The sequence below is a fragment of the Flavobacterium sp. genome (assembly GCF_023151265.1).
GTDB lineage: Bacteria > Bacteroidota > Bacteroidia > Flavobacteriales > Flavobacteriaceae > Flavobacterium.
Genome location: NZ_JAKLJH010000032.1, coordinates 1 through 18518 on the forward strand (window position 1 = coordinate 1; position 18518 = coordinate 18518).

General features: G+C 33.8%; 15 protein-coding genes. 7 read left to right on the forward strand and 8 right to left on the reverse strand.

The window, feature by feature from the left end; all coding sequences use genetic code 11:
- Positions 1–4: 4 nt before the first annotated feature.
- The 4 genes from gldL to topA all read right to left on the reverse strand — a co-directional run bounded on the left by gldL (position 5) and on the right by topA (position 5883).
- Complete coding sequence (gene gldL / locus L6Q46_RS04500) at positions 5–637, reverse strand: gliding motility protein GldL (RefSeq protein ID WP_111566006.1); 633 nt, start codon at positions 635–637, stop codon at positions 5–7.
- A 53-nt stretch (positions 638–690) separates the two neighbouring features.
- Positions 691–2073: a gliding motility lipoprotein GldK gene (gene gldK, locus L6Q46_RS04505; RefSeq protein WP_111566007.1), complete on the reverse strand. Its 1383-nt coding sequence runs from the start codon at positions 2071–2073 to the stop codon at positions 691–693.
- A gap of 156 nt (positions 2074–2229) precedes the next feature.
- Complete coding sequence (locus L6Q46_RS04510) at positions 2230–3378, reverse strand: formimidoylglutamase (protein WP_291283300.1); 1149 nt, start codon at positions 3376–3378, stop codon at positions 2230–2232.
- Between the two features lie 3 nt (positions 3379–3381).
- Entirely contained in the window at positions 3382–5883 is a 2502-nt protein-coding gene (gene topA / locus L6Q46_RS04515; protein WP_291283301.1) for a type I DNA topoisomerase, read from the reverse strand.
- Between the two features lie 266 nt (positions 5884–6149).
- On the opposite strand from topA, the gene miaB reads away from it, so the two are divergent.
- The 7 genes from miaB (at position 6150) to groL (ending at position 12719) form a co-directional block, all read left to right on the forward strand.
- On the forward strand, positions 6150–7598 hold the full coding sequence (miaB, locus tag L6Q46_RS04520; RefSeq protein ID WP_291283302.1) for a tRNA (N6-isopentenyl adenosine(37)-C2)-methylthiotransferase MiaB: 1449 nt from the start codon (positions 6150–6152) through the stop codon (positions 7596–7598).
- 79 nt (positions 7599–7677) lie between these two features.
- On the forward strand, positions 7678–8937 hold the full coding sequence (locus L6Q46_RS04525; RefSeq protein WP_291283303.1) for a sigma-54 dependent transcriptional regulator: 1260 nt from the start codon (positions 7678–7680) through the stop codon (positions 8935–8937).
- The gene (locus L6Q46_RS04530) at positions 8937–9440 is read left to right on the forward strand and encodes an LptE family protein (RefSeq protein WP_111566011.1); all 504 of its coding nucleotides are present in this window, start codon (positions 8937–8939) and stop codon (positions 9438–9440) included. Before L6Q46_RS04525 ends, L6Q46_RS04530 begins: the two co-directional genes overlap by 1 nt.
- A gap of 14 nt (positions 9441–9454) precedes the next feature.
- On the forward strand, positions 9455–10252 hold the full coding sequence (locus tag L6Q46_RS04535; RefSeq protein ID WP_291283304.1) for a tetratricopeptide repeat protein: 798 nt from the start codon (positions 9455–9457) through the stop codon (positions 10250–10252).
- Positions 10252–10617 carry a preprotein translocase subunit SecG gene (gene secG / locus L6Q46_RS04540; RefSeq protein ID WP_291283310.1) on the forward strand — a complete coding sequence of 122 codons (366 nt, stop codon included), beginning with the start codon at positions 10252–10254 and terminating at the stop codon, positions 10615–10617. The genes L6Q46_RS04535 and secG overlap by 1 nt, the downstream gene beginning before the upstream one ends.
- A 139-nt stretch (positions 10618–10756) precedes the next feature.
- A complete protein-coding gene (locus tag L6Q46_RS04545) occupies positions 10757–11032 on the forward strand; it encodes a co-chaperone GroES (protein WP_111566014.1) in 276 nt (91 codons plus the stop codon).
- A 61-nt stretch (positions 11033–11093) separates the two neighbouring features.
- A complete protein-coding gene (gene groL, locus L6Q46_RS04550; RefSeq protein ID WP_291283305.1) occupies positions 11094–12719 on the forward strand; it encodes a chaperonin GroEL in 1626 nt (541 codons plus the stop codon).
- Between the two features lie 64 nt (positions 12720–12783).
- Here groL and L6Q46_RS04555 read toward each other — a convergent pair whose 3' ends face one another.
- From L6Q46_RS04555 to L6Q46_RS04570, 4 genes are all read right to left on the reverse strand, one after another.
- The gene (locus L6Q46_RS04555; protein ID WP_291283306.1) at positions 12784–13545 is read right to left on the reverse strand and encodes a DUF2490 domain-containing protein; all 762 of its coding nucleotides are present in this window, start codon (positions 13543–13545) and stop codon (positions 12784–12786) included.
- A gap of 2 nt (positions 13546–13547) precedes the next feature.
- Positions 13548–15158, reverse strand: a complete 1611-nt coding sequence (locus L6Q46_RS04560; protein ID WP_291283307.1) for a SulP family inorganic anion transporter — start codon at positions 15156–15158, stop codon at positions 13548–13550.
- Positions 15159–15173: 15 nt separating this feature from the next.
- On the reverse strand, positions 15174–17042 hold the full coding sequence (locus tag L6Q46_RS04565) for a proton-conducting transporter membrane subunit (RefSeq protein ID WP_291283308.1): 1869 nt from the start codon (positions 17040–17042) through the stop codon (positions 15174–15176).
- 3 nt (positions 17043–17045) lie between these two features.
- A partial coding sequence (locus L6Q46_RS04570; RefSeq protein ID WP_291283309.1) for a putative inorganic carbon transporter subunit DabA occupies positions 17046–18518 on the reverse strand: 1473 nt, incomplete at its 5' end.

Below are 18518 nucleotides of genomic sequence, written 5' to 3' on the forward strand. Positions count from 1 at the left end.
CTAATTATCCTCTGTTACTCATAGCAGATAACATACCTCCATAAACTGCATTTAAAGAAGCAATGTTTGAAGTCATTGATTGCATTTGCTCTTTTAATTTAGCAGCATTTTCAGCAATCTCTTTGTTTGCTTGTGCATTTCTATCAGCACTTTCTAATTGTACTTTATATAAACTGTTTAAAGCTTCCATTTGAGCTGCAGCTGTAGTCATTTCTTCAGCATATTTCTTTTGACCAGCCATTGCATCAACAGTTGGAGAAATTGATTTAGCAGCACCTTCGAAGTTTTTAATACTGTTTCCTAAGCTTGCCATTAATTCACCATCAATTTTAGCTTCTTTCAACATATTATCTAATTTTTGAGATAATAAACCTTGAGCTTCAGCTGGGTTTTCTTTTTTATCTTTTGGTTTAGCCTCACCACCTGCTAATTCAGGGTAAACTAAAGACCAATCTAATTCATTCTCTACTGGTTCAAATGCTGATAACGCGAAAATTGCAGCTTCAGTTAATAAACCGATTACAAGCATTGGTCCTGCCCCTGGCCAGTGCATTAATTTGAATAATGCTCCAACGATTACTACTGCCGCTCCCATTCCGTAAAGGAATCCCATCACTTTTTTGCTTAAAATTGCCATAATAAATAAAATTTAGTTAGTTAAGTTAATTATATAATAAAATTGGTTAAATACTATTTAGGTCTGTTGCCAGTTGCAGCTGTACCCATGTAATCTTGAACTGTTCTGAACCCGATATAACTTCTTGCAGAATCAGCATACTCATAATCACGAGTTGAAACTTGTAAGAAATAAGCAACATCTTTCCAAGAACCACCACGAACAACTTTTCTTTGGTTTTTCTTATCAGCAACATGTGGATTCATTGTAGAAACGAATTCGTAAGCTTCAGCATAGTAAGAAGACTCTGTCCACTCTGAAACGTTACCTGCCATGTTATATAAGTTATAATCATTTGGCTCATATGATTTAGCTTCTACAGTGTATAAAGCACCATCAGCAGCATAATCTCCACGGTTAGGTTTAAAGTTAGCCATAAAACAACCTCTGTCATTTTTAGCATAAGGACCTCCCCAAGGATAAGTAGCTCCTTCAATTCCACCTCTTGCAGCATATTCCCATTCAGCTTCTGTTGGTAAACGGAATGAATTTACTTGATCTCTTCCTTTTTTCTTTTTAATAAATGCATTTTTATACATTGTTCTCCAAGCACAAAATGCTTTAGCTTGATTCCAAGAAACACCTACCACAGGATATTCCCCATAAGCTTGATGCCAGAAATAATCATTATGCATTGGCTCATTATAAGAATAAGCAAAGTCTTTTATCCAAGCAGTTGTATCAGGATAGATTTCAATAGGTGGTGCATCTTCATAGAAGTTTTTACGTCCTTTTTTCTTAACAGCCTTGTTTAAATCAACTTGGTTGTACTTGAATTTTAACTTAGAAGCATCAATAGTTTTTAAACCATTGTATGATTCTGACTCAGGCAAATACATTGAATCCATTACTTCCACATAATGCTCATCAGGATATTTTCCAGGCTCTTTTATAAGTTTGATTTTTTTATTTAACTTTCTTCCAGCATAAATATCATCATCAGTTCCAACACTGTAATAATTTTCATACATATACTTATCGTACGGAGTCATTTTTTCAGGATCAACGTCAGCAAAGGCAAAATCACCAATACTTCCACCTTTCCCTCCACCAGAACCAGGCTTTTGACCTTGTTCATCAGCAAGAATAGCTAGGCGCGTTCTGATAGTTGAATCTTTTACCCATTCAACAAACTGACGGTACTCACTATTAGTAATCTCCGTTTCATCCATATAGAATGAACGAACCGTAACTGTTTTAGTAGGCGCGTCTTGAATGTTAGCTAAATCATCATCGGCTTTACCCATAATAAAAGCTCCTCCAGGGATTAACGTCATACCGTAAGGTTTCTCGGGATGCCATTTTCTCCCTTTAACTCCTACTAATTCTCCTTTATCGCCTTTACCACAACTGATAAATAATGACAAAATTGCTGAAAATGCAACAAACTTCTTCATATAAACTTGGGTTAAATGTAATTTCTATTTAAGGGCGTAAACCTATTCAATAATTTTGAAAAAAACAACATTTTTTTAAAAAACGTGCAAAAAATATTGAATTTTAGCATTACACCTGTTTTAACAATGCTTTAACACTTTGAAAAATAACGACTTTTACAAAATATTCCTCCTTTGGGCTTTCCACCATCTTTCTGGAATTTCCTGCTCGCAAGCTGCTAAATAATCTTCATGTGTGCAAGGTAATAACGTATTTCTTTTTAATTTATTGTTAACATTTGTTAAAAACGGTATTTCAATCCACCATCTTGCGGTTTTATTGCTCTTGTAAAAGATTAATTCTTCATCTTCTATAGGAACAATATACTTTATATAGTTCTCTTTTGTACCAAATGGATACTCATTTGAACGAAAACAAAATCCTTCAATAAAATACCACAGCATTTGAGCTGTTAACACAACTTCATTTCCATTTGGATTAAAATTAAAAATTCCAAACGAAGTTACTTTATCACTAATTCCAGCATAACGCGTTAGAGCGCAAATTTCTTTTCCTGTAAATCCGTTAGGATTAAAAACATCAAAATTGCCAGAATAAGACGATTGAACCGAATTCATGTCAATACTAACTAAATCAGCATCTCTAAAAACGGGTTCTGCCACTGCAATATTATTTGAAACTTCTCCTAAACGATAGGCTTCAAAATATAATTTCTCGATTAAATCGATTTCTTCTTGCGAATTAAAATACGTTTGAAACCCTAAGTTACTGAAATTAAAAAGATTATTAGGCTCTTCTACTATAATTTTCGACAAATAAGACTCCGAATCCAATTTATACTCTTTAGAAAAATCAAATTGATTGTCTACAGAAACCAAATTTACCATTTGATCTAAATTATCATAACCACGATACATTGGATAAGTTAAATCTTGACTTCCACCTATAACAACTGGTATAATTCTTTTCTTAATTAACTCAGCAATCAAACTTTTTACAACAAAATAGGTGTCTTCAATACTAGCACCTGACTCAATTGACCCTAAATCTACAATGGAAGCATTCCAATTTCCAGGAAAAAGACTGTAAAATTGCTTTCTAAAATTATCGAAAGAAAAATCATCATTGTCTTTTGCATTTCCTCTAAACTCATTTACTGTAAAAATTGCTATAGCAACATTATCTAAAACAGGAAAATCGGTCTGTGTATGAAACACTACTTTTTTTCCCAATGTTTGATTGGATAACTTAGAGATATATTCCTCTACCGAACTTGAAATAGGTTGTAAAAAATCAAAAACCATTGATTATTTCTTTTTTGCGGTTGTTTTCTTAGCTGGTGCTTTTTTTGTCGCCGTCTTTTTAGCTGGCGTTTTCTTTTCTATCATTTCTTGAACTTGAGCCAATGTTAACTTTGAAGCATCAACATCTTTACTCAATTCAATTTTGATTTTACCTTTGGTAATTACAGAACGACCCCAACGTGCTTTTTCTACCTTGATACCTTCTTCTTTCCAATCGTGAAGTACTTTATCAATATCTTTTTGTTGTTTTTCTTCGATTAACTCGTTCAAATCTGATTGCGATAAATTATCGAAGTTGTATTTCTTATTTACATTAATAAACATTCCATTCCATTTAATGAAAGGTCCAAAACGACCAACACCTTTTTGAATTGGCAATCCATCATAAGTTCCAATTGGCGCATCCGCTTGCACTTTCTCATCAATCAAACCTTGAGCCGTTTCCATAGTAACATCCATTGGATCTACTCCTTTCGGCAACGAAATAAATTGAGAACCAAAACGAACATAAGGCCCAAAACGACCATTATTTACTTCGATTTCTTCTCCTTTATATGTACCTAGTTGTTTTGGAAGTAAAAATAAGTTCAATACTTCTTCCAAAGTGATATTTCCAATATTTTGGTCTTGACGCAAACTAGCGAATTGCTTGTTTTCATCATCAATATCACCAATTTGAGCCATTGCTCCATATTTTCCTAAACGAACCGAAACTTGTTTTCCTGAAACCGGATGTACTCCTAAGATTCTTTCACCACTTTCTCTATCTGCATTTTTCTCTACATCGACTACATTTGGATGAAAGTGTTTGTAGAAATCGTTCATCATTTTCGCCCAATCCACTTTTCCTTCTGCAATTTCGTCGAAATCTTGCTCCACTTTTGCTGTGAAATTGTAATCTAAAATCGTGTTGAAGTTTTTTACTAAGAAATCATTCACGATAATTCCGATATCGGTTGGAACTAACTTTCCTTTATCTGAACCAACATTTTCAGTTAAAACTTGCGCTTTTACTTCGCTATTTTTTAAAACGATTTGCGTATATTTTCTTTCTTGACCTTCGAAACTTCCTTTTTCTACATACGTTCTAGCAATAATTGTTGAAATAGTTGGCGCATACGTTGAAGGACGACCAATTCCTAATTCCTCCAATTTCTTCACCAAAGAAGCTTCAGTATAACGACTTGGTGGACGCGAAAAACGCTCTGTTGCCGTGATATAATTATTCGTAAGTTTTTCGTTTACTTTTAAAGCTGGCAACATTCCTTCTTGTTCCTCTTCGTCATCATCATGTCCTTCTAAATACACTTTTAAGAAACCTTCAAATTTGATAACTTCTCCAGTTGCTGTAAAGGTTTCCGAATGATTGCTTGCTTCGATTTTTACATTGGTTCTTTCTAATTCCGCATCGCTCATTTGTGAAGCCAATGTTCTTTTCCAAATTAAATCATACAAACGCGCTTGATCTCTATCAATATCCACTGTATGTCTTGACATATCTGTTGGACGAATGGCTTCGTGTGCCTCTTGTGCTCCTTTTGATTTGGTATTGAAATTTCTTGGTTTTGAAAACTCTTTTCCGTAGTAACTCGTAATTTCGGCTTGAGCTGCCGCCATTGCTTCTTGCGAAAGATTCACACTATCCGTTCTCATATAAGTAATAAGTCCGGCTTCGTACAAACGTTGTGCAATTTGCATGGTAATCCCAACAGGCAAATACAATTTTCTAGCTGCTTCTTGTTGTAGCGTTGAAGTAGTAAAAGGTGCTGCTGGTGATTTTTTTGTTGGTTTGGTTTCTAAATCCCCTACTTTGTAAGACGAACCAATATTTTTAGCTAAGAAATCTTCTGCTTCTTTTTTAGTTGCGAAGTTCTTAGGTAATTTTGCTTTAAATGTTTTTCCAGCTTCATTTGTGAATTCTGCTGTAATGCTGTAAGACGCTTCTGGTTTGAAATCTTGAATTTCTCTTTCACGCTCTACAATCAAACGAACGGAAACTGATTGTACACGACCTGCAGATAGTCCTCCTTTAACTTTTTTCCAAAGTACTGGCGATAATTCGTAACCTACTAATCTATCTAAAACTCTACGCGCTTGTTGTGCATTTACTAAGTTGTAATCAATTCCTCTCGGATTTTCGATTGCTTTTTGAATAGCCGTTTTCGTGATTTCGTGAAAAACGATACGTTTTGTTTTTTCTGGCTTTAATTTTAATTCTTCAGATAAGTGCCAAGAAATTGCTTCTCCCTCACGGTCCTCATCGGAAGCCAACCAAACCATTTCGGCATTTTTAGCTAATCCTTTTAATTTGGTCACCAATGCTTTTTTATCGGCCGAAACTTCATATTTCGGTTTAAAACCATTTTCTACATCTACTCCTATTTCTCTCGAAGGCAAGTCGGCAATATGTCCATAACTCGACTCTACTTGATACTCACTTCCTAGAAATTTCTCGATGGTTTTTGCTTTTGCAGGTGACTCAACGATTACTAAATTCTTTGCCATTTCACTTTTTGTTTGTTCGGCAAAAGTATAGGTTTTTTTTAAATTTTAACATCCCGAGTATTTTTTTACCTATAATTAACCAAAATATCAGTCAAATTACTCCTATATATATAGGTATAAAATCCACGAAAAACGGCTACTTAGAAATAGAGAAAAAAATAATTTAAAATTTCATGTTAAACCTTTTCTGCCATCTTGTCAGATTTTATAATTTAGTATTATCTTTGCGTTCCGAAACTTCGGAATGATTAATGGAAATCTTTGATATGGAAAAGGTAATTGATGAAAACAAACAAGGTCAAAGTTTAGTACTTGACCAAAAAGAAGGAAATACAAAAAAACTTTTTATAGAGAGTTATGGTTGCCAAATGAATTTTTCGGACAGCGAAATTGTGGCGTCTATTCTTTATGAAAACGGATATAATACCACTCAAAATCTAGAAGATGCTGATTTGGTTTTAGTAAACACTTGTTCTATTCGCGATAAAGCGGAGCAAACCATTCGTAAGCGTTTAGAAAAATACAATGCGGTTAAAAAAATCAACCCTTCAATGAAAGTTGGGGTTTTAGGTTGTATGGCCGAACGTTTGAAAAGTCAGTTTTTAGAGGAAGAAAAAATTGTAGACATGGTCGTTGGACCTGATGCTTACAAAGATTTACCAAATTTATTAGCCGAAGTTGAAGAAGGAAGAGATGCTATCAACGTAATTCTTTCAAAAGAAGAAACGTATGGTGATATTTCACCTGTTCGTTTGAATAGCAATGGCGTTAATGCTTTTGTATCTATTACAAGAGGTTGCGATAATATGTGTACGTTTTGCGTTGTTCCTTTTACACGCGGTCGTGAGCGTAGTCGTGAACCACAAAGTATTATTGACGAAATTCAAGATTTATACGATAGAGGTTTCAAAGAAGTTACTTTATTAGGACAAAACGTAGACAGTTACCTTTGGTATGGAGGAGGTTTGAAAAAAGATTTCGACAAAGCAACCGAAATGCAAAAAGCGACTTCGGTTGATTTTGCTCAATTGTTAGATAAATGTGCTACGTTGTTTCCAAAAATGCGTTTTAGATTCTCGACTTCGAATCCGCAAGACATGCATGTGGAAGTAATTGAAACTATGGCGAAACACCACAACATTTGCAACTACATTCACTTACCTGTCCAAAGTGGAAGTACTCGAATTTTACAAGAAATGAATCGTCAACACACGCGTGAAGAATACATCGCATTGATTGACAAAATATATGCAATTATTCCAGATATTTCATTATCACAAGATATGATTGCTGGTTTCCCAACAGAAACAGAAGAAGATCATCAAGATACATTAAGTTTGATGGAATATGTAAAATATGATTTCGGATTTATGTTTGCCTATTCAGAACGCCCAGGAACTTTAGCTGCCAGAAAAATGGAAGACGACGTTCCAGAAGAAGTGAAGAAAAGACGTTTAAATGAAATCATCGACTTACAACAAAGAATTGGTTTAGAAAGAACGCAACGTTTCATTGGTCAAGAAGTAGAAGTTTTAATTGAGAAAGAATCAAAACGTTCCGATGCTCACTGGAGCGGAAGAAATTCTCAAAATACTGTAGTAGTTTTCCCAAAAGAAAATTACAAAGTAGGCGAATTCGTAATGGTAAAAATCACAGATTGTACCGCTGCAACTTTAATTGGAGAAGCGGTTGGTTATTCTGAAATAATGAATTAATTTTTTTGTTTCAAGTTTCAAGTTTGAAAGTTTCAAGTTAACTTTCTAAACCTGAAACTTGAAACCTGAAACAAAATATATGGAATCAGTACAAGCTATAAAACAACGATTTGAAATTATTGGGAATGACCCAAAACTCAATCGTGCCGTGGAGAAAGCCATTCAGGTAGCTCCAACGGATATTTCGGTATTGGTAACAGGTGAAAGTGGTGTTGGAAAAGAAAGTATTCCGAAAATCATTCACGCGCTTTCGCATAGAAAACATGGAAAATATATCGCCGTAAACTGTGGTGCTATTCCAGAAGGAACTATTGATAGTGAACTTTTCGGGCATGAAAAAGGTTCGTTTACTGGAGCAACTAATACTCGTGAAGGGTATTTTGAGGTAGCTGATGGCGGAACTATATTTTTAGATGAAGTTGGGGAATTACCTTTAACTACTCAAGTGCGTTTATTACGTGTTTTGGAAAATGGCGAATTTATCAAAGTAGGTTCATCGCAAGTGCAAAAAACCAATGTTAGAATCGTTGCGGCTACGAATGTGAATATGTTTGATGCCATTGAAAAAGGCAAATTTCGTGAGGATTTATTTTATCGATTGAGTACGGTTGACATCATGTTGCCACCACTTCGTGAACGTAAAGACGACATTCATTTGTTATTTAGAAAATTTGCTTCTGATTTTGCTCACAAATATAAAATGCCTGCCATCAAATTAGACGACAGTGCAGTTGAAATTCTTTTAAAATATCGCTGGAGCGGAAACATTCGTCAATTGCGAAATGTAGCCGAACAAATTTCGGTTTTGGAAACCAAACGCGAGATTTCATCGCAAACGCTTCTCTCCTATTTGCCAATAGAAAATCCGAACTTACCTTCGGTAATTGGAACTAAAAAATCGGAAAGTGATTTTAGTAACGAAAGAGAAATTTTGTATAAAGTCCTTTTTGATATGAAGAGTGATTTGAACGATTTGAAAAAGCTTACGATGGAATTAATGCAAAACGGAAGTTCAAAAGTTCAAGAAGCTAATAAAGGATTAATTCAGAAAATTTACGGTAAACCCGAAGAAAATGCTATTTTTGAAGAAGAACCAAGAGTAGAAATGCTTCCAAATCAAAACAATCTGATTCAAGAAGAATTTGAAGATGATGACGATGAAAATTATTTATTCGCCGAAACCGTTGATGAAGAAGAAACTTTAAGCTTAGAAGCCAAAGAAATTGAATTAATCAAAAAATCGTTAGACCGAAACAAAGGAAAACGAAAAGCTGCGGCAGATGAATTAGGAATTTCGGAACGAACACTTTATAGAAAAATAAAACAATACGATTTATAATGAGATATTTCATCATAGCAATAACTATAACTTTTTCCTTTCTATTAAATGGTTGTGGCGTTTATAATTTCACAGGAACTCAACCTATAGATGCTAAAACTTTTCAAGTAAACTACTTTCAAAACAATGCACCATTGGTAGAGCCTGGAATTGAAAGAACTTTTACTTTAGAATTGCAAGACATTATTCAAAGTCAAACCAATCTAAATTTAGTTTCTCAAGGTGGCGAATTGCTTTACGAAGGAGAAATTGTAGATTATCGTATAACACCTATGACAGCAACTGCAGATCAAAGAGCAGCACAAAATAGATTGACAGTAACAGTAATGGTTCGATTTACAAATCGAAATAAAGAAGACGATAATTTTGAAAAACGTTTTTCATTCTTCTATGATTTTGACGCCAATCAACAATTAGTAGGTTCGCAATTAACAACAGCATTAGATGTAATTTTTGAACGAATAACACAAGATGTTTTCAACGAATCATTAGCAAAATGGTAACTAATTTGTAAATTTTGAACATATCCGATTTAATATATCTTTTAAATAAGCCCGAAACTATAAACGAAAAGCAAACCATTGCTTTAGAGAATGTAGTTTTGCAGTTTCCTTATTTTCAGGCAGCACGAGCTTTACATTTAAAAGGATTGTACAATCAGGAAAGTTTTAGATACAATTATGAATTAAAAAAAACAGCCGCTTACACAACAGATCGAACGATTTTATTTGAATTTATTACTTCAGATAATTTCACAGCAATCCAACAAGAAAAGATAGATGAAATTCAAAAATCGCTATTAGATATTGAAGTGCATCACATGGAAGAAATAATTGTATTGCCAGAAATTGAAACTACAGCAATTCCAGAAGAAACAGAAATAACAGAACCAACTTCAGAAGAAAAACTAGAAATAGGTAAACCACTACCTTTTACTCCTTCAGAAAGACATTCGTTCCAAGAATGGTTACAATTGACAAAATTTGCTCCAATTGAACGTGAAATTGAAGAAAAAAACACTTCAAACGACCCTGAAAAGCAAAAAAAATTAGACATCATTGATAAATTTATTGAAGCAAATCCAAAAATTGCTCCAGTAAAAGAAACAACCAAACCACCTGCAAATATTAGCAAAAGCGTTGAAGAGCCAACGCATCTAATGACCGAAACATTAGCCAAAGTATATTTGGAACAAAAAAAATATACAAAAGCGATTCAAGCTTATGAAATATTAATTTTGAAATATCCAGAAAAAAGTAGTTTCTTTGCAGACCGAATAAATGAAATCAAAAATTTACAACAAAATAATAATTAATTATGGGATTCACAGGTTTTTTAATTGCGATAACAATTGTTTGTTTTTTATTAATCTTAGCTATTATGGTTCAAAACCCTAAAGGTGGAGGTTTATCTTCTTCATTTGGTGGTTCTCAACAATTAGGTGGAGTTCAAAAAACAACTGATTTCTTAGATAAAAGTACTTGGACATTAGGAGGAATTTTAATTGCTTTAATTTTACTTTCTAGTTTGAGTTTTAATGGCGCTGCATCTGGTTCTAAAGTTTTAGGTAATGATGACACAGCAGTTCCTACAACTACAGTTCCAACTACACCAGAAGCTACAAAACAAGCTACTCCTGCTGCTACACCAGCACCAGTTGCAACAGATTCTACAAAATAAGAATTGACAAAATAGATAAAATGCCAGCATGTCAGTGCTGGCATTTTTTTTACCGAAAAATTGTCAGAAAATTGCTTTGGCACAATTTCTGAAAAACAACAAGCACAAATTAATTTTAATAAACAAAATATATACAATTATGTCATTAAACATTAAACCTATTTCAGATCGTGTAGTAATTGCTCCATTAGCAGCAGAAACTACAACAGCTTCAGGAATTATTATTCCAGACACTGCAAAAGAAAAACCACAAAAAGGTACTGTAGTAGCCGTGGGAAATGGCAAAAAAGATTACACCATGTCTGTAAAAGTTGGAGATACCGTTTTATACGGTAAATATTCAGGAACAGAATTCAAATATGAAGGTAAAGATTACCTAATTATGAGAGAAGACGAAATTTACGCAATTCTTTAATCATAGATTAAACAGCAACTTTTAAACATTTAAACGTTAAACATTTAAACAAAAAATTAAAATGGCAAAAGATATAAAATTCGACATTGAAGCACGCGATGGTTTAAAACGTGGTATTGACGCATTAGCAAATGCAGTAAAAGTAACTTTAGGTCCAAAAGGAAGAAATGTAATTATTTCAAAATCATTTGGTGGACCAACGGTAACTAAAGATGGTGTTTCTGTTGCAAAAGAAATCGAATTACAAGATCCATTAGAAAATATGGGCGCTCAAATGGTAAAAGAAGTAGCTTCTAAAACCAATGATTTAGCTGGTGACGGAACAACTACTGCAACCGTTTTAGCTCAAGCAATCGTTAAAGAAGGTTTGAAAAACGTTGCCGCAGGAGCAAATCCAATGGATTTAAAAAGAGGAATTGACAAAGCAGTAGAAACTATTGTTTCGGAATTAGGAAAACAATCTGTAGCTGTTGGTGACTCGTCTGAAAAAATCAAACAAGTAGCTTCTATTTCAGCAAATAATGATGAAACTATTGGTGATTTAATCGCAGTAGCTTTTTCAAAAGTTGGAAAAGAAGGTGTTATCACGGTAGAAGAAGCAAAAGGAACAGATACTTATGTAGATGTGGTTGAAGGAATGCAATTCGACAGAGGTTATTTATCTCCTTACTTTGTAACGGATGCTGATAAAATGGTGGCTGAATTAAGCAATCCATACGTTTTATTATACGATAAAAAAATCTCTAACTTACAAGAGTTATTGCCAGTTTTAGAACCGGTAGCACAATCTGGAAGACCATTATTAATTATTGCTGAAGATGTTGACGGACAAGCATTAGCAACTTTAGTAGTAAACAAATTACGTGGTGGATTAAAAATAGCGGCTGTTAAAGCTCCAGGTTTTGGAGACAGAAGAAAAGCTATGTTAGAAGATATTGCAATCTTAACTGGAGGAACTGTAATTGCTGAAGAAAGCGGATATTCATTAGAAAACGCTACTTTAGATATGTTAGGAACAGCTGAAAACATTACAATTGACAAAGATAATACAACAATTGTAAACGGTTCTGGAGATGCTGAAAACATCAAAGCAAGAGTAAACCAAATTAAATCTCAAATCGAAACTACAACTTCTGATTACGATAGAGAAAAACTACAAGAGCGTTTAGCTAAATTAGCTGGTGGTGTTGCCGTTTTATATGTTGGAGCAGCTTCTGAAGTAGAAATGAAAGAGAAAAAAGACCGCGTTGATGATGCTTTACATGCAACTCGTGCTGCGGTTGAAGAAGGAATTGTTGCTGGAGGTGGTGTTGCTTTAGTAAGAGCAAAAGCTGCATTAGTAAACTTAAAAGCAGAAAATGCAGACGAAGCAACAGGAATTCAAATCATTAACAAAGCAGTTGAAGCACCTTTAAGAACTATTGTTGAAAATGCTGGTGGTGAAGGTTCGGTAGTAATTGCAAAAGTTACAGAAGGAACAAATGATTTCGGATTTAATGCTAAAACAGGAGAATACGTTCAAATGTTAGCCGCTGGAATTATCGACCCTAAGAAAGTAACTCGTGTAGCTTTAGAAAACGCAGCTTCTGTTGCTGGGATGATTTTAACCACCGAATGTGCTTTAATCGATATCAAAGAAGACAGTCCTGCAATGCCAATGGGCGGAGGAATGCCTGGAATGATGTAATTCAAAGTTTAAAGTACGAAGTAATAAAAACCCCGATTTGAAATTTCAAATCGGGGTTTTGTTTTTATTTTCTCCAATCAAAATTGGTAACATAAGTTAAACGAACTGTGGGATTACTTTCCTGAAATGTATTGGTATAATTCCAAATATTTTGATGAATATAACTTAATTGAATTTGATGATTTTTATCGAAATTATAACCAACTCCACCTATCAATCGGTTCTGATTTAGAAACGTTTTTCCTGCATTCGAACCTAAATTCACAAAAACCTCATCGCCAAACAAAGCAAACAACTTTGTTGCGTCTTCTTTTTTTATCAAAGGATAATTGAATAATAACATATAACGCATTCGATTTCTATAATCGTAATGATCTATTTCTAAATCGCCATTCGATTGTGCTTTTACTATTCCAACATATCGAAATTCATCTCGTAATCGATGTGTGATTTTTAATTGTCCACTATTATGTACAAACGTTCCTTGAATCCAAAAATGATTTTCAGGAATACTAATTTTATTCATTGCTGGATTTCCGTAGGAATAGGTATTGTAATGGCTAAATCCAACACTTCCCATAAATTTCTTAGAAAATTGGTAATCCACTGATGGACGAATAAAATATTGTTGTTTTTCAGAAAATCCATTGGCATATCGCATTGTGGCTTCAAATGAAAAGGAGAACTTTTCCGTAATCATATTCTTTCCAAAATAGTGCAACCAAATATCGTTGTTACTTTCTTTTACTTGTGCGAAAGTAGTATTCACAGCAAGAAAGCTCGCTATTCCAACTAAGAATAGCAAGCGTATTTTTATATGTTTCATACTTATTGAACGATTAGATTTTTTCTAGATGCTTTAGGATGCGAAGATAAGGCTTTATGATTTTCTAAACCAATAATTGTAACCGTCCCACCGTCTTCATTAGCTTCATAATCATGTTTGAAATGCTCTAAATTTTCCATTACAGAATGGTCAACCAACTTGGTTTTTTTCAAACAAATACGCACTTGATATCCTGGTGGAATTTCTTCTAATTTTCTTTTGATACCCAAATAATTCGAAAAAATAGCAGCTTTGCTAATCTCAACTTTGTATTCGTTATTTACAAACGAAACTATCGTTGGGGCTTTAAAAAATGAAGAAATTGGAGTTCCATTTACCACATGAATGATCATTTTTACTAACATCCCAGCAAAAATTCCCAATAATAAATCTTCGAATAAAGTTACCAAAACCGTTACTGTGAAAATAAATAATTGCTCTTTTCCAATGTGTAGCATGTGAATAAATTCTTTTGGATGCGCTAATTTAATTCCCACACTAATCAACATGGCTGCAAGTGCTGCATTTGGAATCATCTCTAACAAAGGAGCTGCTAACAATACAAAAACTAAGATGAAAAATCCGTGAAAGAAGTTAGCCCAACGCGTTTTTGCTCCGTTATTTACATTTGATGATGAACGAGCAACTTCAGAAATCATTGGTAAACCTCCTAAAATTGCTGCTAAAGTATTTCCAATTCCAACTGCAATTAAATCTTTATTTGTGTTGGATTTTCTTTTGAAAGGATCTAATAAATCGATGGCTTTTACAGTTAACAACGATTCTAAAGTACCAACCAAAGCAAACATAATCACATATTTAATGAACAATCCTGTTTGACTAATTCCTGAAAAATCTACATTCCAATTTATATTATCTACCAAGTTTCCAATTTTAACTAAAGCATAAGGTGGTTCTGTATGTGTAAAATCCATAAATAATTCACATGGAATAGCAAATAACAACACAACCAAAGGAGCCGGAATCATTTTAATCGATTTATTTTTGATGTAAGGCCAACCCAACATAATTGCCAAACTCACAACTCCAATAATCGAAGCTTTTGCATCTAAATTGATTATGAATTTTGGTATATTCAATAGTAATTCTATTGGTCCCATTCCTTTTGCTAAAGCGGGATTATCATTCAATAAAACTGGAATTTGTTTCGCTATAATGATAATTCCAATAGCTGCTAACATTCCGTGAATAGTAGAAAGCGGGAAAAAATCGGCTAATTTACCCAATTTTAAAACTCCGAAAAGAATTTGAATTACTCCAGCAACAACCATTGCTCCAAGCGCTAATTTCCAGCCTAATTCGTTGTTTCCTTGACCAAATTCTGCCACTGCTCCTGCAACAATTACGATTAAACCAGCTGCTGGTCCTTTAATAGTTAAGCGAGAACCCATGAAAAATGAAACTACTAAACCTCCAATAATAGCCGTGATTAATCCCATAATTGGTGGAAAATCAGAAGCCTTTGCGATTCCTAAACTTAATGGCAATGCCAATAAAAACACGATGAAACCAGAAATAGCATCGGTTTTAAAATTTTCTTTTAAACCTGCTAAACCATCAGCAGGAATGTATTTTTTTATATTTGCGTTCATATATTTTCGAATAAATTAAGATGATTTGTAAGGTAACTCATGATACGTTTTAACATGAGGACCTAAGAAAAGACGAGCATAAATTCTAATTCCAGCAATACCTGAAACCACAAAACTTGATGCCACAAAAAAGGCTAAGAAAAGTTGATTGCTATCAATATGGCTAAAAATCAAATCCTCGCCGATGAAAGTCGTTGTAATTGGAAAACCTGTAATTCCAAGTGTCGCTAACAAGAAAAAGAAAGCAAACTTAGGATGTTCGTAAACATGTCCTAAATACTGATTAATCAGAATTTTTCTTTCTAATTTTCGAAGTTGCAATAAAGCTATGTAACCAATGATACCGGCAACAATAATTCCAGCTAAGTAGTAAGTAATTTCACTTACACTAACTTTGTCATTAAACACTATGGCTAAGGCTATCCAAAAATGATTCATTACGATTAAAATCCATGCTAAAAACGGACTTCTTCGTTCTGAAAACGATTTGAATACGAATACTAATCCGATAAAAGCAAACAGTTCAGGAAGAATATTCGTCAACTGATAAGGCAAATGCAACTTGAATTTATACGTGATGAATCCCATTAAATAAATTGGAATAAAGAAGAAATAAATTCCTTTAATATTCAAGAAATCTAGCGATTTACCTATGATTTTCAATGGTTTCCATAACACCATATTTAGAAATCCTTCCAAATTGAATTCTTTCAAAGCTAAAATGTAAAGTGTGTATTCGATTTTCTTTGGATAGGAATCTTCTATAGCTTTTTCTCTTGGCTTGAAATTGTAAAATTGGTCACGAATTAAGTAACTCACCACAGAAGGTGATACTAATAATTGATACGTTCTCAAAAATGCATTTCCTGCGAAGTGAATTAAGGCTAAAGTTTCAAATCCTAATGCGATTTCAATAAATATTATTCCAATTTGAGAAATAGAACTATACGCTACTTGACTTTTCACCGAAGATTGCACTCTCGCCATAACCGAAGCCGCCAAACTTGTAGTTAACCCCATTAATCCAATAGCAATTCGCATAGTGGTTTGATGTTCCCAAAACGGAAACGTTCTCAACATTAAGAAAACTCCTAAATGTACTGATAAGGAACCATAGAAAATAGCGCTCGAAGGTGTTGGACCTTCCATAGCTCTTGGCAACCATGACGAAAACGGAATTTGAGCCGATTTTGCCGCAGCAGCACAAGCCAAACAAAGCGCAATGAATATTCCAATAATGGAATGATTTTGCAGATGTTCGTTGACCAATTCATAATTATTCAACTTCATGAAGGTAATATTTTCATGAAATAAATGGTGACTTGCCCACATGGCTAATAACAATCCGACATCGCCAATTCTGTAAATAGAAAATACTTTGAAAGCATTTTTAACGGGTAAATAACGTTCTCTATAAAAAGCAATTAAAAGGAAAGAAGAAATTCCAATGATTTCCCAACCAATGAATAAAGTTTCAAAGTTTCCTGATAAAATAGCCAAGTTATATCCGAAAAAGAAAAACAAAACCGTATTAAAAAAACGTTTGTATCCTTTTTCTCTATGTAAGTAATAGCGACTATATGTAGTTATCATCGAAGTTAATAAGGCTCCAATGAACAAATAAACAGCAGAAATTTGGTCAAAATAAAAATCGATAAAAAACTCATAATGAGCTGTTTTTAATATCGATAATTCTAATAAATTTAAATCTTTAGCATCATTTATTATCCAAAAAATGATAAAAACTACTAACCCTATTAATTGTAAAAAAACCGTTCCAAAAGCTGTCCACGAGATGGCTTTTTCTTTAGATTCAGGCAAAAACAAACTAATGATAAAGCCTAAAAACGGTAACAGTATAAAATATTGTAATAACTCGTTCATGACTTAAAATGTATTAGTGATTATTCCTACCGGAAGATTCTCTTTTGTAGTTTCAACCAACTGCATTTCATCTTTAATGAAATTCACAGTTTGAATAGGTTGATAGGGAACAAACTTTTCGTCTTCAAAAACAAAAAGCTCTTTAGTTTCAGGTTGAACTGCCACTAATTTCACCCAATCATTTTTAAACCATTCGTAAGTAGCTGGATTTTTTGAAATTGCATATATTACTTTTTCTGGGAAATGTTCTGCAATAACTAACAAACGAACAGGGTCATGAACTTCAATCATTTGACTTGGCAAACCTGGACGTAAATCGCCATCGATTCCGTTGGCAACTCCAATTAATCCCATTACGTTATGAGGTAATTTAGAACCAGCTCCTAATTTTTGATTGTCAACCCTTGAGAAATAGTATTCCAAATTGATCCCTCCACCTACAGGAGCAACTGCTCCTAATATAATGGCTAAATAATCTCCAGAAGGATCAACTTCATAATCATACGAATTCAAAAACGAACGTCGGTCTAAGAATAATTGTTTTGACAAACTTCTTCTTCCTACAATGCACATTGCATTCGTAGCGTGATTTAATTCGGGACGTGGTTCAAATAAAGATAAAGAACGACGTTTTACTTTTTCGTGAACTTTTTCTAAAGTGTCCGAAGTATCAATCGTATCGAATCGTCTTGAACGCTCTTTTGCATTGTTATCTAAAGCTTTTGTGAATGTGATTACATTTTGTTGGTGCAAAATTTTATTATTCTCCGACAACGTATCTTCATCATAAAAAGCAATTTCATCACGAGTCGTATCATGTAAAGCTGGTAAAAATTGTGTTGAAGTTGGAATATCAATTCCTCTTTGTCTCAAAATGGCTCTAACTTCTGGATGATTAGCTGCAAACGAAGCTACTTTTGCGTTTACCGAACTTGGTCTACCAGAACAAGCACCACAATCATAACCTGCATAATGCGTGTTATTGATACTCGTTGCTCCGTGACCAACAACGTAAACTATTGGAGAAAAATTCGAAACTAAACCAATACTTTTCAACAAACCTTCTACTCTATTGGCCATTTCTTCTACCGAAAAACCAATTTGCAAATCATTTTCTCTTTGATTGGCATCTTTATTTTCAATAACCAATTTCGATTTTTTATGCAAATGCTTAAATGAAGCTGTTGTAGCTGGCGACATCGAAGGTTTAAAAATATTCAAAAACAGTTTTAAAGCCGAGGAAAACCCTAACGTCTGACTAATAATCCAACCAAAAAACAACGAGTGTGATTGCTTGTGATAATGTAAATCTTTAGCATGTTTTTTCTTTCTATGTTCTTCTTTGATTAAGAATTTTGGAGTAACAGGGGCTGGACATAATTTGGTATAAAATTTTCCATTTACCGGTTGATAGAAAAACTCAAAGTTAAAGAAAGCGGCCGTTCCATAAGTAGAAACATTTTTATCGATATGTTC

What these genes read in the sequence shown, in the direction of transcription:
- miaB (WP_291283302.1), top strand. Translation starts at nt 6,150, where the DNA reads ATGGAAAAGGTAATTGATGAAAACAAACAAGGTCAAAGTTTAGTACTT.
- groL (WP_291283305.1), top strand. Translation starts at nt 11,094, where the DNA reads ATGGCAAAAGATATAAAATTCGACATTGAAGCACGCGATGGTTTAAAA.
- L6Q46_RS04510 (WP_291283300.1), bottom strand. Translation starts at nt 3,378, where the DNA reads ATGGTTTTTGATTTTTTACAACCTATTTCAAGTTCGGTAGAGGAATAT.
- gldL (WP_111566006.1), bottom strand. Translation starts at nt 637, where the DNA reads ATGGCAATTTTAAGCAAAAAAGTGATGGGATTCCTTTACGGAATGGGA.
- L6Q46_RS04565 (WP_291283308.1), bottom strand. Translation starts at nt 17,042, where the DNA reads ATGAACGAGTTATTACAATATTTTATACTGTTACCGTTTTTAGGCTTT.
- L6Q46_RS04555 (WP_291283306.1), bottom strand. Translation starts at nt 13,545, where the DNA reads ATGAAACATATAAAAATACGCTTGCTATTCTTAGTTGGAATAGCGAGC.
- L6Q46_RS04525 (WP_291283303.1), top strand. Translation starts at nt 7,678, where the DNA reads ATGGAATCAGTACAAGCTATAAAACAACGATTTGAAATTATTGGGAAT.
- L6Q46_RS04530 (WP_111566011.1), top strand. Translation starts at nt 8,937, where the DNA reads ATGAGATATTTCATCATAGCAATAACTATAACTTTTTCCTTTCTATTA.
- L6Q46_RS04560 (WP_291283307.1), bottom strand. Translation starts at nt 15,158, where the DNA reads ATGAACGCAAATATAAAAAAATACATTCCTGCTGATGGTTTAGCAGGT.
- L6Q46_RS04545 (WP_111566014.1), top strand. Translation starts at nt 10,757, where the DNA reads ATGTCATTAAACATTAAACCTATTTCAGATCGTGTAGTAATTGCTCCA.
- topA (WP_291283301.1), bottom strand. Translation starts at nt 5,883, where the DNA reads ATGGCAAAGAATTTAGTAATCGTTGAGTCACCTGCAAAAGCAAAAACC.
- gldK (WP_111566007.1), bottom strand. Translation starts at nt 2,073, where the DNA reads ATGAAGAAGTTTGTTGCATTTTCAGCAATTTTGTCATTATTTATCAGT.